31 protein-coding genes and 1 other RNA gene are annotated in these 23,781 nt (G+C 39.8%); 21 read left to right on the top strand and 11 right to left on the bottom strand.

All coding sequences use genetic code 11. The features are described from left to right. Positions 1 to 84 precede the first annotated feature (84 nt). The 3 genes from RYK12_RS04950 to RYK12_RS04940 are packed head-to-tail and all read right to left on the bottom strand — an operon-like array spanning position 85 to position 2,936. Positions 85 to 1,329 carry an NAD(P)H-dependent oxidoreductase gene (locus RYK12_RS04950; protein ID WP_314847383.1) on the bottom strand — a complete coding sequence of 415 codons (1,245 nt, stop codon included), beginning with the start codon at positions 1,327 to 1,329 and terminating at the stop codon, positions 85 to 87. A gap of 18 nt (positions 1,330 to 1,347) precedes the next feature. Further along, on the bottom strand, positions 1,348 to 1,953 hold the full coding sequence (locus RYK12_RS04945; RefSeq protein WP_153196965.1) for an NADPH-dependent FMN reductase: 606 nt from the start codon (positions 1,951 to 1,953) through the stop codon (positions 1,348 to 1,350). 59 nt (positions 1,954 to 2,012) lie between these two features. Next, positions 2,013 to 2,936 (bottom strand): FAD:protein FMN transferase, encoded by a 924-nt coding sequence (locus tag RYK12_RS04940; protein ID WP_314847376.1) that lies wholly within the window; start codon positions 2,934 to 2,936, stop codon positions 2,013 to 2,015. A 309-nt stretch (positions 2,937 to 3,245) separates the two neighbouring features. Here RYK12_RS04940 and nox point away from each other — a divergent pair, with 309 nt between their 5' ends. The 3 genes from nox (at position 3,246) to pdxT (ending at position 6,234) form a co-directional block, all read left to right on the top strand. Next, on the top strand, positions 3,246 to 4,625 hold the full coding sequence (gene nox / locus RYK12_RS04935) for a H2O-forming NADH oxidase (protein WP_084926629.1): 1,380 nt from the start codon (positions 3,246 to 3,248) through the stop codon (positions 4,623 to 4,625). A 151-nt stretch (positions 4,626 to 4,776) separates the two neighbouring features. Then, a complete protein-coding gene (gene pdxS / locus RYK12_RS04930) occupies positions 4,777 to 5,652 on the top strand; it encodes a pyridoxal 5'-phosphate synthase lyase subunit PdxS (RefSeq protein ID WP_084886814.1) in 876 nt (291 codons plus the stop codon). Further along, positions 5,653 to 6,234, top strand: coding sequence for a pyridoxal 5'-phosphate synthase glutaminase subunit PdxT (pdxT, locus tag RYK12_RS04925; protein ID WP_084924187.1), 582 nt, complete (start codon positions 5,653 to 5,655; stop codon positions 6,232 to 6,234). 20 nt (positions 6,235 to 6,254) lie between these two features. Here pdxT and RYK12_RS04920 read toward each other — a convergent pair whose 3' ends face one another. Continuing rightward, positions 6,255 to 6,902, bottom strand: a complete 648-nt coding sequence (locus RYK12_RS04920; protein WP_314847372.1) for a hemolysin III family protein — start codon at positions 6,900 to 6,902, stop codon at positions 6,255 to 6,257. Beyond that, a complete protein-coding gene (locus RYK12_RS04915) occupies positions 6,902 to 7,345 on the bottom strand; it encodes a DUF1836 domain-containing protein (protein ID WP_153199683.1) in 444 nt (147 codons plus the stop codon). The genes RYK12_RS04920 and RYK12_RS04915 overlap by 1 nt, the downstream gene beginning before the upstream one ends. A gap of 134 nt (positions 7,346 to 7,479) precedes the next feature. On the opposite strand from RYK12_RS04915, the gene RYK12_RS04910 reads away from it, so the two are divergent. The 7 genes from RYK12_RS04910 (at position 7,480) to trxB (ending at position 11,832) form a co-directional block, all read left to right on the top strand. Beyond that, positions 7,480 to 7,974, top strand: a complete 495-nt coding sequence (locus tag RYK12_RS04910) for a GNAT family N-acetyltransferase (RefSeq protein ID WP_314847369.1) — start codon at positions 7,480 to 7,482, stop codon at positions 7,972 to 7,974. Then, positions 7,974 to 8,483 (top strand): methylated-DNA--[protein]-cysteine S-methyltransferase, encoded by a 510-nt coding sequence (locus tag RYK12_RS04905; protein WP_314847366.1) that lies wholly within the window; start codon positions 7,974 to 7,976, stop codon positions 8,481 to 8,483. Before RYK12_RS04910 ends, RYK12_RS04905 begins: the two co-directional genes overlap by 1 nt. 12 nt (positions 8,484 to 8,495) lie before the next feature. After that, positions 8,496 to 8,852 carry an arsenate reductase family protein gene (locus RYK12_RS04900; RefSeq protein WP_000889092.1) on the top strand — a complete coding sequence of 119 codons (357 nt, stop codon included), beginning with the start codon at positions 8,496 to 8,498 and terminating at the stop codon, positions 8,850 to 8,852. Positions 8,853 to 9,009: 157 nt separating this feature from the next. Beyond that, the gene (locus RYK12_RS04895; protein WP_001103447.1) at positions 9,010 to 9,810 is read left to right on the top strand and encodes an amino acid ABC transporter permease; all 801 of its coding nucleotides are present in this window, start codon (positions 9,010 to 9,012) and stop codon (positions 9,808 to 9,810) included. Continuing rightward, a complete protein-coding gene (locus tag RYK12_RS04890; protein WP_000590965.1) occupies positions 9,810 to 10,553 on the top strand; it encodes an amino acid ABC transporter ATP-binding protein in 744 nt (247 codons plus the stop codon). Before RYK12_RS04895 ends, RYK12_RS04890 begins: the two co-directional genes overlap by 1 nt. Positions 10,554 to 10,630: 77 nt before the next feature. Beyond that, positions 10,631 to 10,855 carry a DUF4059 family protein gene (locus tag RYK12_RS04885; protein ID WP_000926599.1) on the top strand — a complete coding sequence of 75 codons (225 nt, stop codon included), beginning with the start codon at positions 10,631 to 10,633 and terminating at the stop codon, positions 10,853 to 10,855. A 65-nt stretch (positions 10,856 to 10,920) separates the two neighbouring features. Further along, the gene (gene trxB, locus RYK12_RS04880; RefSeq protein ID WP_314847356.1) at positions 10,921 to 11,832 is read left to right on the top strand and encodes a thioredoxin-disulfide reductase; all 912 of its coding nucleotides are present in this window, start codon (positions 10,921 to 10,923) and stop codon (positions 11,830 to 11,832) included. 39 nt (positions 11,833 to 11,871) lie between these two features. Here the strand turns inward: trxB and rlmB are convergent, their stop codons facing one another. Further along, positions 11,872 to 12,600 (bottom strand): 23S rRNA (guanosine(2251)-2'-O)-methyltransferase RlmB, encoded by a 729-nt coding sequence (gene rlmB, locus RYK12_RS04875; RefSeq protein ID WP_125458465.1) that lies wholly within the window; start codon positions 12,598 to 12,600, stop codon positions 11,872 to 11,874. A gap of 44 nt (positions 12,601 to 12,644) precedes the next feature. Beyond that, positions 12,645 to 13,256: a peptide deformylase gene (gene def, locus RYK12_RS04870; RefSeq protein ID WP_060805483.1), complete on the bottom strand. Its 612-nt coding sequence runs from the start codon at positions 13,254 to 13,256 to the stop codon at positions 12,645 to 12,647. Positions 13,257 to 13,430: 174 nt separating this feature from the next. Between def and RYK12_RS04865 the strand changes: the two genes are divergently transcribed. The 4 genes from RYK12_RS04865 to ssrA all read left to right on the top strand — a co-directional run bounded on the left by RYK12_RS04865 (position 13,431) and on the right by ssrA (position 16,651). Then, entirely contained in the window at positions 13,431 to 14,756 is a 1,326-nt protein-coding gene (locus RYK12_RS04865; RefSeq protein ID WP_314847352.1) for a CapA family protein, read from the top strand. A 21-nt stretch (positions 14,757 to 14,777) separates the two neighbouring features. Next, positions 14,778 to 15,605 (top strand): HAD family hydrolase, encoded by an 828-nt coding sequence (locus RYK12_RS04860; protein ID WP_049544436.1) that lies wholly within the window; start codon positions 14,778 to 14,780, stop codon positions 15,603 to 15,605. Between the two features lies 1 nt (position 15,606). Next, complete coding sequence (locus RYK12_RS04855; RefSeq protein ID WP_049544438.1) at positions 15,607 to 16,242, top strand: SGNH/GDSL hydrolase family protein; 636 nt, start codon at positions 15,607 to 15,609, stop codon at positions 16,240 to 16,242. A gap of 61 nt (positions 16,243 to 16,303) precedes the next feature. Then, positions 16,304 to 16,651: a transfer-messenger RNA gene (gene ssrA, locus RYK12_RS04850) on the top strand. A gap of 132 nt (positions 16,652 to 16,783) precedes the next feature. Here the strand turns inward: ssrA and RYK12_RS04845 are convergent. The 4 genes from RYK12_RS04845 to RYK12_RS04830 all read right to left on the bottom strand — a co-directional run bounded on the left by RYK12_RS04845 (position 16,784) and on the right by RYK12_RS04830 (position 20,298). After that, positions 16,784 to 17,866, bottom strand: coding sequence for a site-specific integrase (locus tag RYK12_RS04845; RefSeq protein WP_314847343.1), 1,083 nt, complete (start codon positions 17,864 to 17,866; stop codon positions 16,784 to 16,786). 231 nt (positions 17,867 to 18,097) lie between these two features. Then, complete coding sequence (locus RYK12_RS04840) at positions 18,098 to 18,694, bottom strand: CD20-like domain-containing protein (RefSeq protein WP_049542779.1); 597 nt, start codon at positions 18,692 to 18,694, stop codon at positions 18,098 to 18,100. A gap of 145 nt (positions 18,695 to 18,839) precedes the next feature. Next, entirely contained in the window at positions 18,840 to 19,952 is a 1,113-nt protein-coding gene (locus RYK12_RS04835; RefSeq protein WP_314847341.1) for an ImmA/IrrE family metallo-endopeptidase, read from the bottom strand. Continuing rightward, positions 19,921 to 20,298: a helix-turn-helix transcriptional regulator gene (locus RYK12_RS04830; RefSeq protein ID WP_314847339.1), complete on the bottom strand. Its 378-nt coding sequence runs from the start codon at positions 20,296 to 20,298 to the stop codon at positions 19,921 to 19,923. Before RYK12_RS04830 ends, RYK12_RS04835 begins: the two co-directional genes overlap by 32 nt. 163 nt (positions 20,299 to 20,461) lie before the next feature. Between RYK12_RS04830 and RYK12_RS04825 the strand changes: the two genes are divergently transcribed. From RYK12_RS04825 to RYK12_RS04795, 7 genes are all read left to right on the top strand, one after another. Next, positions 20,462 to 20,689 carry a helix-turn-helix transcriptional regulator gene (locus RYK12_RS04825; RefSeq protein WP_049542772.1) on the top strand — a complete coding sequence of 76 codons (228 nt, stop codon included), beginning with the start codon at positions 20,462 to 20,464 and terminating at the stop codon, positions 20,687 to 20,689. 16 nt (positions 20,690 to 20,705) lie between these two features. Then, positions 20,706 to 20,927, top strand: coding sequence for a hypothetical protein (locus RYK12_RS04820; protein WP_049542769.1), 222 nt, complete (start codon positions 20,706 to 20,708; stop codon positions 20,925 to 20,927). Between the two features lies 1 nt (position 20,928). After that, on the top strand, positions 20,929 to 21,711 hold the full coding sequence (locus RYK12_RS04815) for a phage antirepressor KilAC domain-containing protein (protein WP_049542766.1): 783 nt from the start codon (positions 20,929 to 20,931) through the stop codon (positions 21,709 to 21,711). A gap of 81 nt (positions 21,712 to 21,792) precedes the next feature. Next, on the top strand, positions 21,793 to 22,071 hold the full coding sequence (locus RYK12_RS04810; protein ID WP_049542764.1) for a helix-turn-helix domain-containing protein: 279 nt from the start codon (positions 21,793 to 21,795) through the stop codon (positions 22,069 to 22,071). A 7-nt stretch (positions 22,072 to 22,078) separates the two neighbouring features. Further along, a complete protein-coding gene (locus RYK12_RS04805) occupies positions 22,079 to 22,264 on the top strand; it encodes a hypothetical protein (protein ID WP_314847335.1) in 186 nt (61 codons plus the stop codon). After that, positions 22,261 to 22,458 (top strand): hypothetical protein, encoded by a 198-nt coding sequence (locus RYK12_RS04800; protein ID WP_049500639.1) that lies wholly within the window; start codon positions 22,261 to 22,263, stop codon positions 22,456 to 22,458. Before RYK12_RS04805 ends, RYK12_RS04800 begins: the two co-directional genes overlap by 4 nt. 3 nt (positions 22,459 to 22,461) lie before the next feature. Then, positions 22,462 to 23,772 carry an AAA family ATPase gene (locus RYK12_RS04795; protein ID WP_314847333.1) on the top strand — a complete coding sequence of 437 codons (1,311 nt, stop codon included), beginning with the start codon at positions 22,462 to 22,464 and terminating at the stop codon, positions 23,770 to 23,772. Positions 23,773 to 23,781: the final 9 nt, after the last annotated feature.

The following is a 23,781-nucleotide window of genomic DNA, read 5'->3' as shown; positions in this document are numbered from 1 at the left end:
GGCTCCATAATATCTATAGGGGATTTACCCACTACAAATATTATAGAGCCTAAAAAGGAACCAAAATGGTTCCTAAAACTATTATTAGTTACTTGCGCCAGATGTAGCGTCTGCGCCACCACCGTGACCTCCAGCATCACCTGCATCAGAAGCTCCAGATGTAGCATCTGCATCGCCGTGACCATGTCCGCCAGCAGGAGCTGCAGCATTTCCACCAACTAGACGTTGACCAGTTGTATTGAGGTACCAGTCAAGCCATGGTTGGAAATTAAAGATAATCTCATTAATTCCAGCATATGAACCATCTGGATAGTACATTGCTTGGTAATTATGGGTATTAATAACACCTTCAGGTGTTCCCGGCACAATTGTACGGACATATTCTTGATCCCCGTTACGCAATACGCCGACAACCCATTCAACGTTTTTCATTCTAGAATCTGGCAATGTACCGTGTACTGTTCCTAATCTATTTCCTGATTGAGCACGTACACGTTTACCAAACATTGTATCTGGGTCTTGGTGTGCGTTATTAAAGTACAAGAATTGGTTATTATCATCTGCAAATGTCAACTCAAATGGCATTGCTTTCAAGAACATGTCAATTTGGTTAACTGTCAAGATACCATGGTCTAATTTAACGTAAGTATCTCCAGAAACAGCTCCAACAAGTTCAGCAGCTTTTTCTACCCATTCAGGATCATCTGGATCAACACCTTGAATGGTAGTTGCAATTGAATTTGTACAATATAAATCTTCTGGTGCGATTGGTTTTGGTTTTTTCAATTTTGAAACGACTCCCACATATTTTACAAAGTTGTCTAAACATGTTTCAAGGAAATTAATAGTTCCTTCATTTGTGATATTTCCATTAACATCAAAGGCTTCTTTAGCTTTACCGAGAAGGAATTCATTTCCTGGAAGAGTGTAGGCATTGACACCTGGAGCGTCAAGAATCTTACGAAGGTGAACTTGGGCACGAGAAGTACCTTGGTCGTAGTAAGAAGCACCCACAATCATGACTGGCTTGTTTTCAAATGGATGAACTTCGTATGAAAGCCATTCAAGAACAGATTTAAGGGAAGCTGAGATTGTGTGGTTGTGCTCAGGAGTAGCGATGATAACACCATCAGCACGAGTAATTTTGTTATATAAATAACGTAATTGGAAACTTTCGTCCCATTTTTCGTCTTGGTTAAACATTGGAACTTCGTCAATTTCAAGAACTTCTAATTCAAATTTAAGTTTGAAGTGACGACGGATGAATTCCAAGAGTTTACGGTTATATGATTGATCGTAGTTTGATCCTACAAGTCCAACAAATTTCATTCTTTTTGGTCTCCTATCTTACAAATTTTCCCAGTCAAAGTCTTCAGCATCCTTGCGCAGTAATTCTTGTGCATTGCGCAATTTTTCAGTGATTTTTACAAAGATACGGAAGTCGTCAAAAGTAGCATCCAGTTTTTTTATAACATCAAGATCTACTAGGTCTCCACTTGGGTTGAAGGCTTGAAGAGAATGTGAAAGCAAGAATTCATCTGGAAGGACACTTGCTTTAATTTCTGGAGCATTCAAGATTTGGCGAAGTTGCAATTGGGCACGTGATGAACCAAGCGTACCGTATGAAGCACCTGTAATCATGATTGGTTTGTTCAAAAGTGGGTAAATACCGTAAGACAACCAAGCAAGAGCGCTCATCAAAACAGCTGGGATAGAGTGGTCATACTCAGGAGTACCGATAATAACACCATCTGCCTCTTCAATTTTAGCAGCTATTTCTAGAATTTCAGCAGGTACTTGCTTGTCAGCTGGTTTATTGAAGACAGGAATGTCTTTAATTTCAACAAGTTCAATTTCAGCTTTTTCAGCAAAGTGTTTTTGCATGTATTGAAGCAATTGACGGTTTGTAGAACGTTTTGAATTTGTTCCAACAATAGCAATAAGTTTTAACATGAGATTTCCTTTCTCTTTTTACATAATACGATTTTAAAACTCCATTGAAACATCCATTTCTATAGAGTAGGAATTCCTGAAGAACAACTTAGGTGACCTTCCTTATCGATGAGGATAGCTTCGATGCCCTCTAAACTTTCGACTTGCCAGAGGATAGAAGCAGGTCTTTCTCCAAATAAACGAGTTGTCCATATTTCACCATCAACTGATTTATCAGAGATAATTGTGAGACTAGCAAGTTCCGTTTCAATAGGATATCCTGTATGACTGTCAAAAATGTGATGGTAATCTTTTCCATCGACTGTCAGGTGACGTTCATAAATGCCTGAAGTCACGACAGATTGATTGATAACGGGGATGGTCATTAAGTGATTTCCCCGAGGATTGGCTGGGTCTTGAATCCCGATTTGCCAAGGCTGATTTCCTCTTGCCTGATTTTTTCCAATAGTCAGGATATTCCCTCCCAGATTGATCAAGGCAGATGTCACTCCCTCTTCTCTAAGAAATTGGGCAACTTTATCCGCACTATAACCCTTGGCTAAACAACCAAGATCGATCTTCATTCCTTTTTGTTTTAAAAACACAGTGGAAGTGGAAGAATCTAACTCGATATAATGAGGATTGATTAAAGGTAGCACCGATTCAATTTCTTGAGGCTGGGCGACCTTGGCATCTGAAAAACCGATGCGCCAGGTCTGAATCAAGGGACCAATGCTGATGTTGAGATGACTAGAGGGCGCTAGGCTATGCTCTAATCCAAGTGAAATCAATTCAAACAAATCAGGATGAACTTTGACTGGAGCTATTCCAGCTTGATGATTGATTTTCATCAACTCCGATTCTTGACTATTGGCATTGAAGCGGTATTCAAGCTCTTTGAGTAAATCAAAGGATTTTTGGAGCAAGATATCTGCTCGCTCATCCACTAATGAAATAGTGATAGTGGTTCCCATTAGGCGTTCAGAATGTGAACTTAGAGGCAAGCTACCAACTCCTTTCTCTTATGAAAAGAAGGTTGAAACATAGTAAATTTATGAAAAATGAACCCCTTACATTTTCTTTCCATGATACTAGCATACCATAAAGTCAGCGTTTTCACAAATAAAATTTGTAAACTTGTCAAGAAATATGCTCAGAAAATATAAAGAGTAATTGTAAGAAAGGCTGATAAAATACAGATTATTTACATTTTTTTACAAAAAAATCGGGAAAATTAGCTAAACTCTTGTAAACGCTAACAGTAAATGTTATACTAGAAGAGTAAATTTTAAATTAAAGGTAGGAATTTTTCTATGAGTAAAATCGTTGTAGTTGGTGCTAACCACGCTGGTACAGCATGTATTAATACTATGTTGGATAATTTTGGTAATGAGAACGAAATTGTTGTATTCGACCAAAACTCTAACATCTCTTTCCTAGGATGTGGAATGGCCCTTTGGATTGGTGAACAAATTGACGGTGCTGAAGGCTTGTTCTATTCTGATAAAGAAAAATTGGAAGCTAAGGGTGCTAAGGTTTACATGAATTCACCAGTTCTTTCAATCGACTATGATAACAAAGTAGTTACAGCTGAAGTTGAAGGAAAAGAACACAAAGAATCATACGAGAAATTGATTTTTGCTACGGGTTCTACACCAATCTTGCCACCAATCGAAGGTGTTGAAATTGTTAAAGGAAACCGCGAATTTAAAGCAACTCTTGAAAACGTACAATTCGTGAAATTGTACCAAAATGCTGAAGAAGTTATCAATAAACTTGCTGACAAGAGCCAACACCTCGACCGTATTGCCGTTGTTGGTGGTGGTTACATCGGTGTTGAACTTGCTGAAGCCTTTGAGCGTCTTGGAAAAGAAGTTGTCCTTGTTGATATCGTTGATACTGTTTTGAACGGTTACTATGACAAAGACTTCACACAAATGATGGCGAAGAACTTGGAAGACCACAACATTCGCTTGGCTCTTGGTCAAACTGTTAAAGCAATCGAGGGTGACGGTAAAGTTGAACGCTTGATTACTGATAAAGAAACTTTCGATGTGGATATGGTTATCCTTGCAGTTGGTTTCCGTCCAAATACTGCTCTTGCTGATGGTAAGATTGAACTCTTCCGTAACGGTGCTTTCCTTGTAAACAAGAAACAAGAAACTTCACTTCCTGGTGTATTTGCTGTTGGAGACTGTGCGACTGTTTATGACAACGCTCGTAAAGATACAAGCTACATCGCACTTGCTTCAAACGCAGTTCGTACTGGTATTGTTGGTGCTTACAATGCTTGTGGACATGAATTGGAAGGAATCGGTGTTCAAGGTTCAAACGGTATCTCAATCTACGGTCTTCACATGGTTTCAACTGGTTTGACTCTTGAAAAAGCTAAAGCTGCTGGTTACAACGCAACTGAAACAGGATTTAACGATCTTCAAAAACCAGAATTCATGAAACATGATAACCATGAAGTAGCCATCAAGATTGTCTTTGACAAAGATAGTCGTGAAATTCTTGGTGCACAAATGGTTTCACATGACCCTGCGATTAGTATGGGAATTCACATGTTCTCACTTGCTATTCAAGAGCATGTAACAATTGAAAAATTGGCTTTGACTGACCTATTCTTCTTGCCACACTTTAATAAACCATACAACTACATTACAATGGCTGCCCTTACAGCTGAAAAATAAAAATGAATGAACTATCTGGCCTTAAGTTAAGGTCAGATAGTTTTTTAGTCAATCTGTACCCATGCAATTATCGTTTTTTTATCTTGTGATTCATTCTAATCTGACTTAAAATTAAATGGTAGCTACCAATACAAATGATGGGGATAAAGAAATGACTGAAAATCGTTATGAATTAAATAAAAACTTAGCACAAATGCTTAAAGGTGGCGTTATCATGGATGTTCAAAATCCTGAACAAGCCCGTATCGCAGAAGCTGCTGGTGCAGCAGCTGTTATGGCCTTGGAGCGGATTCCGGCTGATATTCGTGCAGCTGGTGGGGTTTCCCGCATGAGTGACCCAAAGATGATTAAGGAAATCCAAGAAGCGGTTAGTATTCCAGTAATGGCCAAGGTCAGAATCGGGCATTTTGTTGAGGCTCAGATTTTAGAGGCTATTGAAATTGACTATATCGATGAGAGTGAAGTTCTATCTCCAGCTGACGACCGTTTCCATGTGGACAAGAAAGAATTCCAAGTTCCTTTTGTATGTGGGGCTAAGGACTTGGGTGAAGCCTTGCGTCGTATCGCTGAAGGTGCTTCTATGATTCGTACAAAAGGAGAACCGGGTACGGGGGATATCGTCCAAGCTGTTCGTCATATGCGTATGATGAATCAGGAAATTCGCCGCATTCAAAACCTACGTGAGGACGAACTTTATGTTGCTGCTAAGGACTTGCAAGTCCCTGTAGAATTGGTTCAATACGTTCATGAATATGGGAAATTACCAGTTGTAAACTTTGCGGCTGGAGGCGTTGCAACGCCAGCAGATGCGGCGTTAATGATGCAATTAGGGGCAGAAGGTGTATTTGTCGGTTCAGGTATTTTCAAGTCAGGAGATCCTGTTAAACGAGCGAGTGCTATTGTCAAAGCGGTGACTAATTTCCGAAATCCTCAAATCCTAGCTCAAATCTCTGAAGATTTAGGAGAAGCCATGGTTGGTATCAATGAAAATGAAATCCAAATTCTCATGGCAGAGCGAGGAAAATAGATGAAAATCGGAATATTGGCCTTGCAAGGTGCCTTTGCAGAACATGCAAAAGTGCTAGATCAATTAGGTATCGAGAGTGTTGAAATCAGAAATCTAGATGATTTTCAGCAACATCAGAGTGACTTGTCGGGTTTGATATTACCTGGTGGGGAATCTACAACCATGGGCAAGCTCTTACGTGAGCAGGACATGCTGATTCCCATTCGAGAAACCATACTTTCTGGACTTCCCGTTTTTGGTACTTGCGCAGGCTTGATTCTCTTAGCTAAAGAAATTTCTTCTCAGGAAGAGTGTCATCTTGGAACTATGGATATGATGGTCGAGCGCAATGCCTATGGGCGCCAATTAGGAAGTTTCTACACGGAAGCAGAATGTAAGGGAGTCGGTCAGATTCCAATGACCTTTATCCGTGGTCCAATTATCAGCAGTGTTGGAGAAGATGTAGAAATTCTAGCAACAGTTGAAGATCAAATCGTTGCAGCCCAAGAAAAAAATATGCTGGTAACTTCTTTTCATCCAGAATTGACTGATGATGTGCGCTTGCACCAGTACTTTATCAATATGTGTAAAGAAAAAAGTTGAGATTGAATTTCTCAACTTTTTTACATGTAATAAACAATAGCGATGTATTGGAGGGCAGATGCTGCTAGGATAAAGAGATGCCAAATCATGTGGAAATAAGGTTTTTTCTTGGCGTAAAATCCAGCCCCAACTGTATAAGAGAGTCCGCCAGTTACCATGAGACTCCAGAAAATTGGCGTTGTTTGACTGATAATGGCAGGAATGATAGCCAGAACCAACCAGCCCATAATCAGGTAAAGAGCAAGGCTGAATTTCTCATTGACCTTTTTAGCAAATATTTTATAGAGAATACCAAAGATGGTCGTTCCCCATTGGATGGCAATAATCAGATAGCCAAACCAGTTATTCATTAAGGTCAAGACGACGGGCGTGTATGAGCCAGCAATGGCAACGTAAATCATAGAATGGTCAATGATTCTCAAAACATATTTGTGGGTCGAACCATAGGCCATAGAGTGATAAATGGTGGATGATAGGAACATGAGAAAGAGACTGATAACGAAAATGGAAACGCCGATAGAGGATAAAAATCCGTGTGTCTCATAACTATAGGTGGATGAAATAGGGAGTAAGATGAGCATGATGATTGCACCCACAGCATGGGTCACACTATTAGCAATTTCCTCTCCAAAACTGAGTTGTTTGCTGAGCTTTAGGCTTGTATTCATTAGATTTCCTCCTCTTGAGTACGATGGATTAAGGCTAGAGTTTGATGATAGAGTTTAACGGTTTGGCAGCTGGTTTGGATAATGGGGTTAGCTGGATCAATTCCTAGGTTCATGTAGTTTACAAAAGCATCGTAGAGTTGGTCTGAACTTGCTTGAGTTTGTAGAGTATTAAGTGTATGTGCTATTTCTTGAATAGAAAATACAGATTTGAGGGTTGTGATAGCAATCAAACGGGCAATTTGTTGGCGTTGGTATTTTTTCTTGTCAGGCTTTGTCAGGTAACCATGTTTGACATAATTGTTGACCATGGATGCTGTCAGGCCCTTGTCTTTATCAGGAGAGATAGGGGCGCAGACCTGATTGACATAGAGTAAAACCTGGTCCAGATAGAGGTCAATGTTTGGAATTTCTGCCCATTTGGGGTAGGAAAAGGTAGTTTTCATTTTCAACTCCTTTTTATCTAGTTTTAATAACTAGATTATAAAATAATAAAAATAGAAAGTCAAGTTTTAACTGCTTGTAGAAAGACTTAAATTATGCTATGATGGGAGAAACTAGTCAGAAATGAGGAGAAAAGATGGAGATTCGTTTAGCTTTTCCAAACGAAGTAGATGCCATCATGCAGGTGATGGAAGATGCTAAAAAATATTTAGCAGATGCTGGTAGTGACCAGTGGCAAAATGGTTATCCAAATGCTGATATTATTATTGAGGATATTATCTCAGGCCAAGCCTACGTAGCCTTGGAGGAGGGAGAACTACTAGCTTATGCAGCTGTGACCAAAAGTCCAGAGGCAGCCTATGAAGCCATTTATGAAGGAAAATGGCAGGCTGGAGAGTCAGAGTACCTAGTCTTTCACCGTATTGCTGTGGCAGCAGATGTCCAGGGACAGGGGGTTGCTCAGACTTTCCTAGAGGGCTTAATTGAAGGTTTTGACTATCTAGATTTTCGCTCAGATACGCATGTTGCAAACAAGGCCATGCAGCATATCTTTGAAAAACTCGGTTTTAAACAGGTTGGTAAGGTTCCAGTTGATGGCGAACGCTTGGCCTATCAAAAATTGAAGAAATAATGCAAAAGAAGTACGCAAAAATACTCTACTCTTCGCCAATTGGCTCCCTTTCCCTCGTAGCTGATGACTATCATTTGTATGGAATTTGGGTGCAGGAGCAGAAGCATTTTGAGAGGGGGATAGGAGATGAAACGATAGAAGCAGTTGTTAGTCATCCCATTTTAGACCCAGTTATTACTTGCTTAGATGCTTACTTTAAAGGCAAGTCTCAGGATTTATCCAACTTGCCCTTGGCTCCAATCGGAACGGATTTTGAAAAGCGAGTTTGGTCCTATTTACAGAGAATTCCTTATGGTCAGACAGTGACCTATGGACAAATAGCAAAAGATCTGCAAGTGGATTCTGCTCAAGCAATTGGTGGAGCAGTGGGGCGCAATCCTTGGTCTATCCTAGTACCTTGTCATCGTGTGCTAGGAGCTGGCAAGCGTCTGACAGGTTATGCTGCAGGAGTGGAAAAGAAAGCTTGGATATTGGAGCATGAAGGCGCAGATTATAAAGATATAAAATAGAAAGTGAAAGGCATGTTAGAATTTATCGAATACCCAAAATGTTCAACTTGTAAAAAAGCAAAACAAGAATTAAACCAACTCGGTGTGGACTACAAAGCTGTTCACATCGTGGAAGAAACACCTAGTCAAGAAGTCATTTTAAACTGGCTAGAGACCTCAGGTTTCGAGTTGAAGCAATTTTTTAACACTAGTGGAATCAAATACCGTGAATTGGGGCTGAAAGATAAGGTAGGAAGCCTGTCCAACCAAGAAGCAGCTGAGTTGCTAGCAAGTGACGGTATGTTGTTAAAACGACCGATTTTAGTAGAAAATGGAACTGTTAAGCAAATCGGTTATCGAAAACCTTATGAAGAATTGGGACTGAAATAGTTTTTACTTATCTCTTTGATAGATAAAATATATAACCTCCCTGTTTCAAAGTATGATAAACTAGTAGGTAGACAAAGTCTGTACCTGACCGTAGCAAATAATTTCATTGACGGCAGAAGTATGGTAGAATGAATCATTATCAGGAGAGGATGTTTTTATGAATGTTACAACGATTTTAGCATCAGATTGGTACCAAAACTTGATGCAATTGATTCCGGATGGCAAGCTTTTTAGCTTGCGTTCGGTCTTTGATGGAATTCCGAGAATTGTCCAACAACTTCCAACAACGATTATGTTGACCATTGGTGGTGCCCTTTTTGGCTTGGTTTTGGCGCTTCTTTTTGCCATTGTGAAAATCAATCGTGTCAAGATTTTATATCCCTTGCAGGCTTTCTTTGTTAGTTTCTTAAAGGGGACACCGATTTTGGTGCAACTCATGCTAACCTACTACGGAATTCCTTTGGCTTTGAAAGCCCTCAATCAGCAATGGGGAACTGGTTTCAATATCAATGCGATTCCAGCGGCTGTTTTTGCGATTGTCGCCTTTGCCTTTAATGAGGCAGCTTATGCTAGTGAAACCATTCGTGCAGCCATTCTCTCAGTTAACCCTGGTGAGATTGAGGCGGCACGCAGTCTGGGTATGACCCGAGCACAAGTTTATCGTCGCGTGATTATTCCAAATGCAGCGGTGGTAGCTACTCCAACCTTAATTAACTCCCTCATCGGCTTGACCAAGGGAACTTCCCTAGCCTTTAGTGCGGGTGTTGTGGAAGTCTTCGCCCAAGCTCAGATTTTGGGTGGAGCCGATTATCGCTATTTTGAGCGCTTTATCTCCGTTGCCCTTGTTTATTGGGTAGTCAATATCGGAATTGAAAGTCTCGGTCGCTTCATCGAGAGAAAAATGGCTATTTCTGCACCTGATACAGTGCAAACAGATGTGAAAGGAGACCTTCGTTAATGATTAAGATTTCGAATTTAAGCAAATCCTTTTCAGGACAGACTGTCTTGGATCATCTGGACTTGGATATTCAAAAAGGGGAAGTTGTAGCCTTGATTGGTTCTTCAGGAGCTGGAAAATCAACTTTCCTTCGCAGTCTCAATTATCTTGAAACACCTGACAGTGGCTCTATTCAGATTGATGATTTCTCAGTTGATTTTTCTAAGATTACTCAAGAAGAAATCCTTGCCCTACGCCGTAAGCTGTCTATGGTTTTCCAACAGTTTAATTTGTTTGAGCGCCGTACAGCACTTGATAATGTGAAAGAAGGCTTGGTTGTTGTCAAGAAATTATCTGACCAAGAAGCGACTAAGATTGCCAAGGAAGAGTTGGCTAAGGTTGGGCTTTCTGACCGTGAAAACCATTACCCTCGCCATTTATCAGGTGGACAAAAGCAACGGGTTGCCTTAGCGCGTGCGCTCGCTATGAAACCAGATGTCTTGCTCTTAGACGAACCAACTTCAGCCCTTGACCCAGAATTGGTCGGTGAAGTAGAAAAGTCTATTGCAGATGCTGCTAAGTCAGGACAGACTATGATTTTAGTCAGTCACGATATGTCCTTTGTAGCCCAAGTTGCTGATAAGATTCTCTTCTTAGATAAGGGGAAAATCATCGAGTCTGGAACACCTGATGAGATTATCCACCATCCTAAAGAAGAGCGGACAAAAGAATTCTTCGCTAGTTACAAACGAACTTATATTTGATATAATAGATAGAGGAAAACTCAGTTAGCTGGACTAGCTGAGTTTACTCTTTAAAAAAGATAGAAATGAGAGAAATCATGCTACTGCAACTATTTTCTTTATATTTCGAGAGTTTGATCTTGACTACCATCCTCGTCCTGATTTTTTTAGGGATTTGGATTGGACTGAGAGCCATGTCGGGAGTTGATAAGACAGCCAAGGCTCGCCAAGCCCATCTCTATGATATGATTATGATTGGGGTCTTGGTTGTTCCAGTATTATCCTTTGCGGTTATGAGTTTAATTCTTGTTTTCAAGGCATAATCCTTGCGTGATTGACAAGAAAGAGTTAGAATAAAGATAGTTACAACAAGAAAGAAGGAAACTATATGTACGATACTATTATTATCGGTGCTGGACCTGCAGGGATGACTGCGGCCTTGTATGCTGCTCGAAGCAATCTAAAAGTAGCCTTGATTGAAGGTGGTCTGCCAGGTGGTCAGATGAATAATACCTCTGATATTGAAAATTACCCTGGATACGCTAATATTAGTGGGCCAGAATTGGCAGAAAAGATGTTTGAACCGCTTGAAAATCTTGGTGTTGAGCACATTTATGGCTATGTTGAAAATGTCCAAGACCATGGTGATTTTAAGAAAGTGATTACTGATGACCAAACATATGAAACACGTACCGTTATCGTAGCAACTGGTTCTAAACACCGTCCTTTGGGAGTACCTGGAGAAGAAGAACTGAACAGTCGTGGTGTTTCTTACTGTGCCGTGTGTGATGGTGCTTTCTTCCGTGACCAAGATTTGTTGGTAGTCGGTGGTGGAGATTCAGCTGTTGAAGAAGCCCTCTTCTTGACTCGTTTTGCTAAGACTGTTACCATTGTTCACCGTCGTGACCAACTTCGTGCCCAAAAAGTTTTACAAGACCGAGCCTTTACGAATGAGAAAATCAGCTTTATCTGGGATTCTGTAGTGAAGGAAATAAAGGGTGAAAACCGAGTAGAATCTGTCGTTTTTGAAAATGTGAAAACAGGTCAAGTGACAGAACAAGCCTTTGGTGGTGTCTTTATCTATGTTGGATTAGACCCTCTTAGCGATTTTGTTAAAGAATTGAATATCCAAGATCAGGCTGGCTGGATTGTGACAGATAACCACATGAAAACTGCTGTTGATGGTATCTTTGCCGTTGGAGATGTTCGTTTGAAAGACCTTCGCCAAGTGACAACAGCAGTTGGAGATGGAGCTATCGCTGGTCAAGAAGCCTATAAATTTATCACAGAACATAGTTAATCATAAAAAAGTTTCCAATCAGATGACTGGAAACTTTTTTTATAGTCTATTTCGAAAAACTTCGTACATGAGAATGGCTGCAGCAACACTGGCATTAAGGCTTTGAACATGGCCATTCATAGGAATGGTAATCATTTCATCGACCTGTTTTTTGATGTTGCTAGAGATGCCTTTTCCTTCATTTCCGATGATGAGGGCTATTTTCCCTTTTGTATTCCACTTGTGGCAAGGAGTACCATTCATATCCGTTCCAAAGGTCCAGAATCCTTCATCCTTGAGTTTGTCCAGAGTTTGGCTCAGATTGGTCACTCGAGCGATTGGAACGTGCTCAATAGCACCTGTGGCCGTCTTGGCAACGACAGGAGTAACTCCGACAGCACGGTGCTTGGGAATGATGACTCCTGAAACATTGGTCGCATCAGCGGTTCTTAAGATGGAGCCTAAGTTGTGAGGATCAGTTAACCCGTCCAGAATCAATAGCAAAGGATTTTCTTCTTGACGCGTTTTGGTAAGAATGTGATCTAGCTCGCTATAGGCAAATTCAGATACTCGTAGAACAAAACCTTGGTGAACAGCACCTTCAGTCATCTCAGAGAGGGATTTTTTTGAAGTCCAAGAAATGGACACCTTCTTTTCTGTAGCCAGTTCCTTGACTTTCTCAACATTCTTACCTCGGAGATCTTCTTGGAGGTAGAGTTTGTTGCCAGTGTTTGCAAGGAGGGCTTCGGTAACGGCGTGGACGCCATAGACAATATCATTTGTTTTCATGCCTCTATTATAACACAAAACCCCGTCTTGCAACGGGATTTTCTTTATTCTAGAATTAGTAAACCATCTTTAACTTCAAATGGGTCTTTTTCATTGATGCGATCGTAAAACATGATGCCGTTGATGTGGTCAATTTCATGCTGAACAACGATGGAGTTGTAGCCTTTGAGTTTGATACGGTGTTTTTCTCCATCCTTGTCAAAGTAGTCAACAGTAACGCGGGCATGGCGAACAACATAGCCAGGTACGTTGCGGTCAACAGAAAGGCACCCTTCTCCTTCGCCAAGAGCAGCGTCTTGAACCGAGTGAGAGACGATTTTTGGATTGTACATAATAGCTTGCAAGTCGTAAGCTTCCTCTGGAGTTTCGCCTTCTTCGACAATATTAGGTACCAAAACAGCGATAATGCGTTTTGAGATATCCAACTGAGGAGCAGCAAGTCCAACCCCACCGCGTAACCCCATTTTTTCAGCCATGACAGGATCTTGGGAATGTTTGAGGAATTGCATCATCTTTTCACCTAGGATGATTTCCTGATCAGATAGGGGGAAAGTAACTTCCTCAGCAACTGCGCGAAGAGTCGGATTCCCCTCGCGGATAATATCGTTCATATCAATTAAGTGAGCAGCTTTTGTAATACGTTCTATAGCAGACATTTTCTCTCCTTTCATTACCTCTACATGATATCACAAAATGACAAGGATTGAAAGCATTACGGCATCGAGCTTTTATAGAAAATGCCTACTAGGTTCGATTCAATTGTGAAAGAATTACTTATCTGTGATATAATAAAAAGAAAAGGCTTGCATTAGAAAGTAGGGAGAATGAAGATGCAAAGAAGACAAGATAGACATAAACGTGGACCAGTTTTTCGTTTTATGAGGGGGTTTGTAAACTTTTTTAGGAGTTATCGCAAGTGGAGTAATAAGGGATTTGTGGCCATACTTTTGCTAGCAGTTGCTTTATCAATGGGCTTGGTCTTGTTGTTTGAAAGTTTCCAAGGAATCCCCTTAACCAGTCAAAAAAAGGATGCCATTTCTCAAGAAGCAAATAAGACGAATCAAAATGCTAAAGATCAGGAAGAGGAAAAAACTGCTAGAATTATGGCTAACGGGGACCTCCTCTATCATATTCCCATCTATCGTTCTGCTTTAAAAGAAGATGGAACCTATGATTTTCATGAAAATTTTGATTATGTGAAACCATGGCTCAAACAAGCAGATTTAATTATAGGTGATTTTGAAGGTACTGTGAACAAGGACCACTATTTGGCAGGTTATCCTCTCTTTAATGCACCTGGTGAAGTTATGGATGCCATCAAGGATGCCGGTTATCAAGTGCTAGACTTGGCGCATAACCATATCCTAGATTCACAAATAGAAGGTGTGGTTTCAACAGCAGATGCTATTGAAAAGGCAGGAATGACACCTATTGGAGTGTATACGCATGAGTCCCGTGATCAAGCTCCACTGGTTATCAAGGAAGTGAATGGTATCAAGATTGCACTTTTGGCCTATTCTTATGGTTTTAATGGAATTGAGCAAAGTATTTCTCAAGAAGACTATAACCGCTATCTTTCAGACCTAAATGAAGACAAGATGAAGGCTGAAATTGAACGAGCAGAGAAGGAAGCAGATATTACCATTATCATGCCTCAGATGGGTGTGGAGTATCGCTTGGAACCAACTGAAGAACAAAAGGCTCTTTACCACAAGATGATCGATTGGGGAGCGGATATTATCTTTGGAGGGCACCCTCACGTAGTTGAACCATCTGAAACGGTTGAAAAAGATGGGGACAAGAAACTCATTATCTATTCAATGGGGAACTTCATTTCCAATCAACGAATTGAAACCATGCAAGATGAAGAGAATGCTAAGTGGACAGAGCGTGGCGTGCTCATGGATGTGACTATTAAGAAAAAAGCAGGTAAGACGACAATAGAAACTGCCAAAGCACATCCTTCTTGGGTAAATCGTACACCAAAAGGAACCTATTCTCCAGAAGGTTATCCACTCTTCCTTTACCAAACCTATATCTTAGAAGATTTTATCGAGGGTGGTAGTCATCGTGACCAGTTAGATGAAGCGACTAAGGAACGAATTGATACAGCCTATAAAGAAATGAACGAACATGTGGGATTGAAGTGGGATTAGCTTGAATCCAGAGGGAAGTAAATGACGATTAAAATAATTGCGACAGATATGGATGGGACCTTGCTGGATGCTAGAGGCCAGCTTGATCTTCCACGCTTGGAAAAGATTTTAGATCAGTTGGATCAAAGGGGTATTCGTTTTGTCATCGCGACGGGCAATGAAATTCATCGCATGAGGCAACTACTGGAGCACTTGGTCGATCGAGTGGTTCTGGTTGTTGCAAACGGTGCTCGTATTTTTGAAAACAATGAACTGATTCAGGCTCAGACTTGGGATGATGCCATTGTCGATAAGGCTTTGACTCGTTTCAAGGATCGAGCGTGTCAGGACCAGTTTGTTGTAACGGGGATGAAGGGTGGTTTCGTCAAAGAAGGTACGATTTTTACAGATCTTGAAAGTTTTATGACTCCAGAAATGATTGAAAAATTCTACCAACGGATGCAATTTGTGGACGAATTAACCTCTGACCTCTTTGGTGGTGTGCTCAAGATGAGTATGGTTGTTGGTGAGGAACGTTTGAGTTCGGTCTTGGAAGAAATCAATGAACTCTTTGATGGCCGTGTTCGTGCTGTATCGAGTGGCTATGGTTGCATTGATATCCTTCAAGCTGGGATTCATAAAGCATGGGGCTTGGAAGAATTACTCAAGCGTTGGGACTTGAACCCCCAACAAATCATGGCTTTTGGTGACAGTGAAAATGATGTTGAAATGCTTGAAATGGCTGGAATTGCCTATGCAATGGAAAATGCTGATGATAAGGCCAAAGCTGTGGCGACGGCTCTAGCGCCAGCCAACAGCCAAGGCGGAGTTTATCAAGTCTTGGAAAACTGGTTAGAAAAAGGAGAATGAAGTGGCAGTACAGTTATTAGAAAATTGGTTACTAAAGGAACAAGAAAAAATCCAAACCAAGTATCGTCACTTAAATCAGGTTTCTGTTGTAGAACCAGACATTCTTTTTATTGGGGATTCCATTGTCGAATATTATCCTCTGCAGGAACTATTTGGGACTTCGAAGACGATTGTCAATCGAGGCATTCGAGGGTATCAGACAGGGCTGTTACTAGAGAATCTAGATGCGCATCTTTACGGTGGAGTAGTAGATAAAATTGTCCTTTTGATTGGGACAAATGATATCGGAAAAGATGTGCCTGTGAATGAGGCTCTCAATAATCTTGAAGCTATTATTCAAACTATTGCTCGCGATTATCCATTGACAGAGATGAAATTGCTTTCTATTTTGCCAGTCAATGAGGGAGAGGAGTACAAGCAGACAGTCTATATCCGCACGAATGAAAAAATTCAGAAATGGAATCAAGCCTATAAAGAACTTGCTTCTGCCTATATGCAGGTAGAATTTGCGCCAGTTTTTGATAGTTTGATAGACCAAGAAGGTCAACTCAAAAAAGATTATACAACTGATGGGTTGCACCTTAGTGTTACTGGTTATCAGGTTTTGACCAAAGCTTTGAAAGACTATCTTGTGTAGTTAGTTGATTTCCTTTTTGCATTTTTGAGTTAGATAAGGTATAATGGTTTTATTGTCTTTTGGGGTCGTTACGGATTCGACAGGCATTATGAGGCATATTTTGCGACTCGTGTGGCGACGTAAACGCTCAGTTAAATATAACTGCAAAAAATAACACTTCTTACGCTCTAGCTGCCTAAAAACCAGCAGGCGTGACCCGATTTGGATTGCTCGTGTTCAATGACAGGTCTTATTATTAGCGAGATACGATCAAGTCTTGTCTAGCGGCTTGATAAGAGATTGATAGACTCGCAGTTTCTAGGCTTGAGTTATGTGTCGAGGGACTGTTAAACTAATACATAACCTATGGTTGTAGACAAATATGTTGGCAGGTGTTTGGACGTGGGTTCGACTCCCACCGGCTCCATTATTCCTTTGCATTCTTTTGCATTCCTTGGTAAAACGTTGTTAAATCAACGTTTTTTGTTTTTGTCTTTGGTATTCCTTGGCATTCTTTTGTAAAAAAAGGATACAACAAAGGATACAACATTTTTGTCGTATCCTAGAAATCTATATACTTCGCAAAGCGTTCTCCGATGTCATCCTTCGCTTGCTTGGTTATGTGGGTATAAACGTTCATGGTCGTTTTCAAGTCAGAATGTCCTAAGCGATGTTGGACTTGTTTCAAGGTCATACCAGCATCAAAGCATAGACTAGCGTGTGTATGTCTAAAGCCGTGAATTTTAATCGGACGCAGGTCGCTACCTTCCACAATTTTGATAAGCCACTTTCTGGGCAAGGTGCTTGGAATTGGCTTTTTAAATTCATTTTCAAAAATGTATTTGGTATTTGGATTTTGCTTTTTCCATTTTTTCAAAATGCTTTTTGTTTTCTTGTCCAGGCTAATCAGTCGCTTACTGCTGACCGTTTTGGTGTTGCCTATCTCTTCGCCTGCAAAACCTCTTGTAATAGCCTTGTTTATGTCCAGAGTATTATCCGTCCAGTCACTCCATTCGAGGGCCAAAATCTCCCCTTTTCTTGCTCCTGTGAAGGCTAGAAGACGAAATAGAGTTATCTTCTCTAGATCCTTTGTTTTAGAGACAAGTTTCAAGAACTTTTGAAGTTCATCTTTGTTGTAAAAGTCGCTTTTTCCATCTGATTTCTTTCTTGTTGATGTAATTACACTATCAACTGGATTTGTATCAATATATCCATGCCTGATTGCGTATTTAAAAACATTATTCATCAACCCTTTTAACTTACGACCATAGACTAATTTTCTAGACCATTCATTGGCCTGCTCTTGCATTTGAAGAGGAGTGATACTAGCTATTTTCCTATTGCCTAAAACTGGATAGATGTGATTCTTGAAATTCCTAGAAGTCTTGATGTAGGTACTTTCTTGTACTGTTTCAGAATAATCTTTAAGCCATTTTTTAGCAATCTCTTCAACCGTGATTTCTTTCCTGCTCTGTTCTCCATTCTCTATATCTTCTTGAAGTTGGAGTAGTGCTGCCCTTGCTTTTGCTTTTGTAGCAAACCCTTTTTTTCGAGCGTACTTACTTTTTCCATTTTCTTTTCCAACGTAGACTATGAAACCATAAGCCGTCTCTCCGTTTTTCTTTTTATAAGACTTTATTTCCATTGATTTTTACCTCATTTCTTGATAAAATGGGTATAAGAAAACGACCTTTTGAATGGTTGTTTCTTATACTGGATATCCTCACGCTCTCCTCGACCAAAATTTGAGTGTGGGGATTTTTGTTTTTAAAAAGGGAAGCAACGGTTAAGTTACTTCCCCTGGCACGCTATGGTGCAAAGTTTAAAAATATGAGGGCTCGCCTCTAAGTAACTTAATTATATCATAAACTCAAACTTATTCCAAGCCGATGCCAACTTTTGCAGTTAATAAGTAAGCACCATCTGCTTGTTTGCTGAATGTTAAAGTAACACTTCGGATTTTTGTTCCTGCTGAAGAATATGAAATCGTTCTACTTTCATGATCATTGACAGTAGTAGTGTTTATATTGTTTGGCTCTCCATGAACGCTAACAATATCGTCGTAGTTAGTTCCGCCAGCACCATAGTTCATGATATCACCCATTTGAAGAGCGTCAAACTGTTCTTTTGTCCAGTTAAACTTAGCATCCTCTTCTTTTTGTGATGCTTCGAATGAAGAACTTACTGAACTTACAGTTTCTTCCACATTCTTGGCAGCATTATTCAAAGCACGAGCATACATCAATTGCGTAGCGATAACAATAACCATTGACACAACTGCTAAGACTGTACCAATGATAGCCAACATTTTTGGTCTTTTTCTGTTGATAGCTAGACCTATCAAACCTAATATAAGCGCTAAAATAGCAATAACAAATGATAGGTTGTTAATGATAGGCATCCAAGACCCAAATAGAGCGATTGCTCCGAAAATAATAGCCAAAATACCTAAAACTTTGCGTTCTTCATTCATAATGAAACCTCTCCCAGCTTTTAATGTGAATCAGTTGTTGCACATATTTTTAATTTACTAATGATAAATACTCTTCTTTGCCCCCGTAGATTCAGAGTCGCCAAACTTTGCGAGTGTGGGGCTTTTTTTTATGTAACAAAAAGAATCAAAATGGTAGTTCTTCGTCAATGTCTTTTTCTAAATCCCAATTTTTAAGTAATCCTTGGAAAAAGTAGCTCGACTTCCCTCCACAATCGGGACAGTAACGAGAATTTCCAACTAACGCTTTTTTGCAACCATTTCCTAGGAAGTGAACAATTGGAATTGCATATCCACGGGAGTCAAAGTTACTTTCATAATCGCCTATGCAAATATTTCTTGTGTATATGCCACAAACATTACAATAGTTGTTGCCATCCAACTCTTCGTTTTCGCACCTAGGACAGATAATTGGATATCCATCCAAGTCTAAATCATATTTTGGGTATCTCATACGTAATTTTTCTTTCTCTCGATTTTCTAAATAAGCTTCTAAAGTTGTTGTTCCCTTTTGTTGATGGGTAGAGCAGATATGACAGTATTTTAAATTTCTATCAATTTTACTAAAACAAGTTCTACAAATCCTAGTATTTTGACTAGTAGCTATATACGTAGCGAATTTTTTTTCAACCTCGTGACCGTCTTTTATAAGTCCAAAAGATTGCATAGATCTCATATTTTTGAGGACATAACTAGCTACAGAAAAAGAAACTTGAAATACAGATTGAATAAACTTATCATCCATATAATGAAAAAACATTGCGTAGTTACCTAAAACTGGAAAAGGAACTAGTAAATGTTTTGCAAAAAAATTTGCTTCCGTTTCAAAAGTCTTATACTCATTTTCGGATAAGCTATACCGTGATAAGATAGTCTTGTCTGTCGTTTCGTTGTGTTTTAATACATAATGACCTAATTCGTGAGCGATTGTGAAGCGAATACGTTCCTTATTATCAATAGTATCATTATAAAGCAAGATATATGTTTGAGTATCAGATTTATACCACAAAGCACCATCTTCACTGTTTAAAAGTTGATAAACTTCGTTAATATCCATATTGTTTTCTTTTGCAAGAGTGCTGTATTTCATAAGATGAAGATTGTCAAGCTGTGAAATAATATGAAGTAGGTCGATTGGTAATCTACCATTTGTGTATTGATTGAGAAAACTATATGCTATGCTTTTTAATTTCTTGTAATCGATATTTCTAGAAGTCGTGGTCGTCGTCGCCACCTCCATTCAAAATATCTTGGAAAGTTAAGTCCATTATTTGCAATAAACGCTCTTGATCTGTAACGCTTAGGATTTTAGCTTTACGTTGGATTGCTCTGAATTGTGGTGTCTCGGTTGGGGGGGAGGAAGTGTCAGATAAGTCTTTGGTCATCAATTCCGATAACGAAACATTGAATATTCTAGAAATATCATTTAAAACGCCCGCTTTGGGAGTATACTTTCCTCTCTCCCATTCGCTTACTGAAGAGGAACTTTTTCTTCCCAATCTATTAGCTAAGTCAATTTGTTCCATTTGGTATTTTTGACGTAGAAATTTAAGATTAGAAGCAAAATAATTATTTTGGTTCTCCATGACGTGAAATACCTTTCGTATTTTTCTTTTACTATATAATATCACTTTATCCGAAACGTTACAAACAAAAAGAGAAAAAAATTTCGAAAAAAATGAAGTAAAATGCTTGACTTCGGAAAAACCGAAGTGTATAATTAAGACATAATCAAGAAAGGAGCAATAGATGGCGAACACCTTAAAAACTTTGCGACGTTTTCGTGGGATGACTCAAGAGGAATTGGCGAAGGAAACTGGCATAACATCGCGCACTATAATGAGTTATGAAAATGATGTCAAAAAATTGCGTAGAGCTAGTTATGAGAATATAAAAAAACTAGCTAGCGCACTAGATGTTTCAGTAGACGATATTTTTTTAGACAACGTTTCGGATTTTCTGAAACTACCGTCTTAGGAGTAAGGAGATAACCATGGAGGAAGTAGTACGAAATAAGCAACCATTTGAGGTAGCTTTTGAAAATCGCTTGCTTGCGATTGAAAATCGACTAGAGAAGTTAGAAAAAGAGCAGAACACTTTTGTAAATCATCAAAAGAAAGTTTCGATTCTAGTCTCTGAGTCAACCTATCACAAAATCATTGACCAAATCGTTGAATTGGAAAGTGGTTATTTAGAAGAAACACTGGAGGAATAATATGGAATTAACTATCATTAACGAGCAGGAAGTTCTCGGAAAACACTTCACAGTTTACGGTACAGCAGATGAACCGCTGTTTGTCGCAAAGGATGTAGCCGAATGGATTGAGTACGATGTATCTAGTGTGAATAAAATGCTAGATAAAATCGATGAAGACGAAAAGCTGGTCGGAACATTGTTCCGTTCAGGTCAAAATAGAGAAGTATGGTTCTTAACAGAGAACGGACTTTATGAAGTTCTTATGCAATCTCGAAAACCATTGGCAAAAGAGTTCAAGAAAAAAGTAAAAGAAATCTTGAAATCTATTCGTAAGCATGGCTTGTACGCTATTGATGATTTGCTGGAGAATCCAGATATGGCAATCGCAGCACTTCAGAAGCTAAAAGAAGAACGACAATTGCGTTTACAAGCGCAGGAAGAAGTAGCTCAAAAGAATCAAATTATCCAAGAGCTACAACCGAAAGCAACATATTACGACTTAGTCTTGCAAAATAAATCACTAGTACCGATTTCAGTAATCGCTAAAGATTACGGGATGAGCGCTACGAAGCTGAATAAAATCTTGCATGAACTTAAAGTACAATACAAGCAAGGTAGTACATGGCTTTTGTATCAGAAGTACGCAGGTAAAGGTTATACTCAATCAAAAACTCACACAATTGATGCAGACTATAGCAAGATGCATACTTACTGGACTCAAAAGGGACGATTGTTTCTTTATGATCTGCTTAAAAATAAAAAAGGAATTTTACCACTGATTGAGCAAAAAGATGTGGCTTAATTCAAAAAAAAGCACCTGAACAAGTCAGGCGCTTACTAAAATAACTAACTTAATTATATCACGAAAGGGAGGAAATTGCCAATGGCTTTGGAATTGTTTGGGGAAGATTTCAAAAATGAACTGCTAGAAGAACTTGTCCAGTTAAATGTGAAAGCTATGACCGAAGCTAAATTACGAGTGGCAAGAGGCACGAACTGGGCTTCAATTAAAGACGTCCAAGAGAAGACCGGTTGGGGTCGTAAGAAAATTGAAGATTTCAGAGATGCAGGGAAATTCCGCTATCAGCAAAATGCTAAAGGCGGTAAATATTTATATGACATGAACGACGTACTACGTTTTCAAAGTCAGTTAGCAAAGTGAGGGAAGAATGAATCTATTAGTAAGATTAAAAAACTGGTTATCCAAAGAAATCAACACTGACTGGAGAATCGTAGCTTTGGATTTAAACAGAGTATTGATTGACCTTCAAGAAAAATACCAACAAGCAAATCAGCATATAGCTGATCTTGAAAAAATCGTAGCAATCTACAAAGAAAAGGAGAACGTAAAATGATGGAATATCTTTATTTTGTGACAATCTTCGGAATCGCGCTCTGGTCTCTAGTAAATAAACTAGATGACCACGCTGAAATGAAACAAAAAGAGCGCCAGCTGATGGCAAACAATGTCGCGCGGATGAATATGAGAAATTCAGATAAGCAATTTACGTACGACGTGCAACCGCCTGTAGGGCTAGTTAAGGAGTAGAAGATGGTGACAATCAATAAACTAGAAATCGAAAACGTCAAGCGTGTTAAAGCGGTCAAATTAGAGCCATCAGCGACTGGTTTAACCATTGTCGGTGGAAATAATAATCAGGGAAAAACAAGCGTGCTGGACGCGATTGCTTGGGCGTTGGGTGGTAACAAGTACAAGCCTAGTCAAGCACACCGAGAAGGTAGTACAATTCCGCCTAGCTTAAAAATCACGCTATCAAATGGCTTGATTGTAGAGCGTAGCGGGAAAAATAGCACTCTCAAGGTTATTGACCCAAGCGGCAATAAGGCTGGTCAAAACTTGCTGGATAGCTTCGTGGAAGAACTGGCTATCAACTTACCAAAATTCATGGAGCAGACCAGCAAAGAGAAGGCTAAAACTCTGTTGCAGATTATTGGAGTTGGCCCGCAGTTGGCTGAACTGGAAATGCAAGAAAAGGCCAAGTATGACGAGCGTCACGCAATCGGTGTGATTGCTGACCAAAAGGAGAAGTTCGCAAAAGAACAACCTTACTACCCAGATGCACCGAAAGAGCTAGTCTCTATCGCTGAGCTTATCCAGCAACAACAGAATATCCTTGCTACGAACGGCGAGAACGCCCGCAAACGTCAGAACTTAGTATCTATCAAAAATCAACACGACTCAGCAGCTGCAGAGGTTGAACGATTGGAGCAATTGCTGGCCGATGCCAAAGAAAAAGAAAGTCAGTTAGCTCAAGACTTGGCTATCGCGAATACTGATGCTATGGACCTTCTCGATGAATCAACTGAGGAGATTGAAAACAACATCGCAGAGATTGACGAAATCAATCGTAAAGTGCGTGCTAATCTGGACAAGGATAAAGCAGAAGAAGACGCCAAGGGTTATCGCGAGCAATACAAGGAACTTGATAATGTGATTGCTGACATCCGCAAGCAGAAGACAGACTTGCTTACAAACGCAGATTTACCGTTGCCGGGCTTATCCGTGGATGATGGCGAACTGCTCTATCTTGGCCAGCGCTGGGATAATATGTCTGGCAGTCAACAGCTACAAGTTGCGACTGCAATCGTGCGCAAACTCAAGCCAGAGTGTGGATTCGTACTCATTGACAAGCTGGAACAAATGGATCAGCTGACTTTGCAAGAATTTGGCGCGTGGCTTGAACAAGAAGGCTTGCAAGCAATAGCGACACGAGTATCAACAGGAGATGAATGTAGCATTCTGATTGAAGACGGGTATAGCGTGAAGCCGGTAGAATTTGCAAGCGCTGCTCAACAAGGACACGCCGAAACAGTCGCACCAACATGGCAAGGTGGATTTTAAAAATTAAAG

It is taken from the genome of uncultured Streptococcus sp. (assembly GCF_963518475.1).
GTDB lineage: Bacteria > Bacillota > Bacilli > Lactobacillales > Streptococcaceae > Streptococcus.
The sequence above is the reverse complement of the archived record's forward strand: the minus strand, read 5'-3'. Positions and strand labels throughout refer to the sequence as shown.

Excerpts from the sequence above, each read along its gene's own strand:
- RYK12_RS04805 (WP_314847335.1), top strand. The coding sequence starts at position 22,079 with ATGAATCTATTAGTAAGATTAAAAAACTGGTTATCCAAAGAAATCAAC.
- RYK12_RS04860 (WP_049544436.1), top strand. The coding sequence starts at position 14,778 with ATGACGATTAAAATAATTGCGACAGATATGGATGGGACCTTGCTGGAT.
- RYK12_RS04885 (WP_000926599.1), top strand. The coding sequence starts at position 10,631 with ATGCTACTGCAACTATTTTCTTTATATTTCGAGAGTTTGATCTTGACT.
- rlmB (WP_125458465.1), bottom strand. The coding sequence starts at position 12,600 with ATGAAAACAAATGATATTGTCTATGGCGTCCACGCCGTTACCGAAGCC.
- RYK12_RS04865 (WP_314847352.1), top strand. The coding sequence starts at position 13,431 with ATGCAAAGAAGACAAGATAGACATAAACGTGGACCAGTTTTTCGTTTT.
- RYK12_RS04915 (WP_153199683.1), bottom strand. The coding sequence starts at position 7,345 with ATGAAAACTACCTTTTCCTACCCCAAATGGGCAGAAATTCCAAACATT.
- RYK12_RS04895 (WP_001103447.1), top strand. The coding sequence starts at position 9,010 with ATGAATGTTACAACGATTTTAGCATCAGATTGGTACCAAAACTTGATG.
- trxB (WP_314847356.1), top strand. The coding sequence starts at position 10,921 with ATGTACGATACTATTATTATCGGTGCTGGACCTGCAGGGATGACTGCG.
- RYK12_RS04825 (WP_049542772.1), top strand. The coding sequence starts at position 20,462 with ATGGCGAACACCTTAAAAACTTTGCGACGTTTTCGTGGGATGACTCAA.
- RYK12_RS04835 (WP_314847341.1), bottom strand. The coding sequence starts at position 19,952 with ATGGAGGTGGCGACGACGACCACGACTTCTAGAAATATCGATTACAAG.
- RYK12_RS04820 (WP_049542769.1), top strand. The coding sequence starts at position 20,706 with ATGGAGGAAGTAGTACGAAATAAGCAACCATTTGAGGTAGCTTTTGAA.
- RYK12_RS04920 (WP_314847372.1), bottom strand. The coding sequence starts at position 6,902 with ATGAATACAAGCCTAAAGCTCAGCAAACAACTCAGTTTTGGAGAGGAA.
- def (WP_060805483.1), bottom strand. The coding sequence starts at position 13,256 with ATGTCTGCTATAGAACGTATTACAAAAGCTGCTCACTTAATTGATATG.
- RYK12_RS04795 (WP_314847333.1), top strand. The coding sequence starts at position 22,462 with ATGGTGACAATCAATAAACTAGAAATCGAAAACGTCAAGCGTGTTAAA.
- RYK12_RS04890 (WP_000590965.1), top strand. The coding sequence starts at position 9,810 with ATGATTAAGATTTCGAATTTAAGCAAATCCTTTTCAGGACAGACTGTC.
- RYK12_RS04840 (WP_049542779.1), bottom strand. The coding sequence starts at position 18,694 with ATGAATGAAGAACGCAAAGTTTTAGGTATTTTGGCTATTATTTTCGGA.
- RYK12_RS04950 (WP_314847383.1), bottom strand. The coding sequence starts at position 1,329 with ATGAAATTTGTTGGACTTGTAGGATCAAACTACGATCAATCATATAAC.
- RYK12_RS04830 (WP_314847339.1), bottom strand. The coding sequence starts at position 20,298 with ATGGAGAACCAAAATAATTATTTTGCTTCTAATCTTAAATTTCTACGT.
- nox (WP_084926629.1), top strand. The coding sequence starts at position 3,246 with ATGAGTAAAATCGTTGTAGTTGGTGCTAACCACGCTGGTACAGCATGT.
- RYK12_RS04910 (WP_314847369.1), top strand. The coding sequence starts at position 7,480 with ATGGAGATTCGTTTAGCTTTTCCAAACGAAGTAGATGCCATCATGCAG.
- RYK12_RS04810 (WP_049542764.1), top strand. The coding sequence starts at position 21,793 with ATGGCTTTGGAATTGTTTGGGGAAGATTTCAAAAATGAACTGCTAGAA.
- pdxT (WP_084924187.1), top strand. The coding sequence starts at position 5,653 with ATGAAAATCGGAATATTGGCCTTGCAAGGTGCCTTTGCAGAACATGCA.
- RYK12_RS04845 (WP_314847343.1), bottom strand. The coding sequence starts at position 17,866 with ATGGAAATAAAGTCTTATAAAAAGAAAAACGGAGAGACGGCTTATGGT.
- RYK12_RS04815 (WP_049542766.1), top strand. The coding sequence starts at position 20,929 with ATGGAATTAACTATCATTAACGAGCAGGAAGTTCTCGGAAAACACTTC.
- RYK12_RS04800 (WP_049500639.1), top strand. The coding sequence starts at position 22,261 with ATGATGGAATATCTTTATTTTGTGACAATCTTCGGAATCGCGCTCTGG.
- RYK12_RS04905 (WP_314847366.1), top strand. The coding sequence starts at position 7,974 with ATGCAAAAGAAGTACGCAAAAATACTCTACTCTTCGCCAATTGGCTCC.
- RYK12_RS04945 (WP_153196965.1), bottom strand. The coding sequence starts at position 1,953 with ATGTTAAAACTTATTGCTATTGTTGGAACAAATTCAAAACGTTCTACA.
- RYK12_RS04900 (WP_000889092.1), top strand. The coding sequence starts at position 8,496 with ATGTTAGAATTTATCGAATACCCAAAATGTTCAACTTGTAAAAAAGCA.
- pdxS (WP_084886814.1), top strand. The coding sequence starts at position 4,777 with ATGACTGAAAATCGTTATGAATTAAATAAAAACTTAGCACAAATGCTT.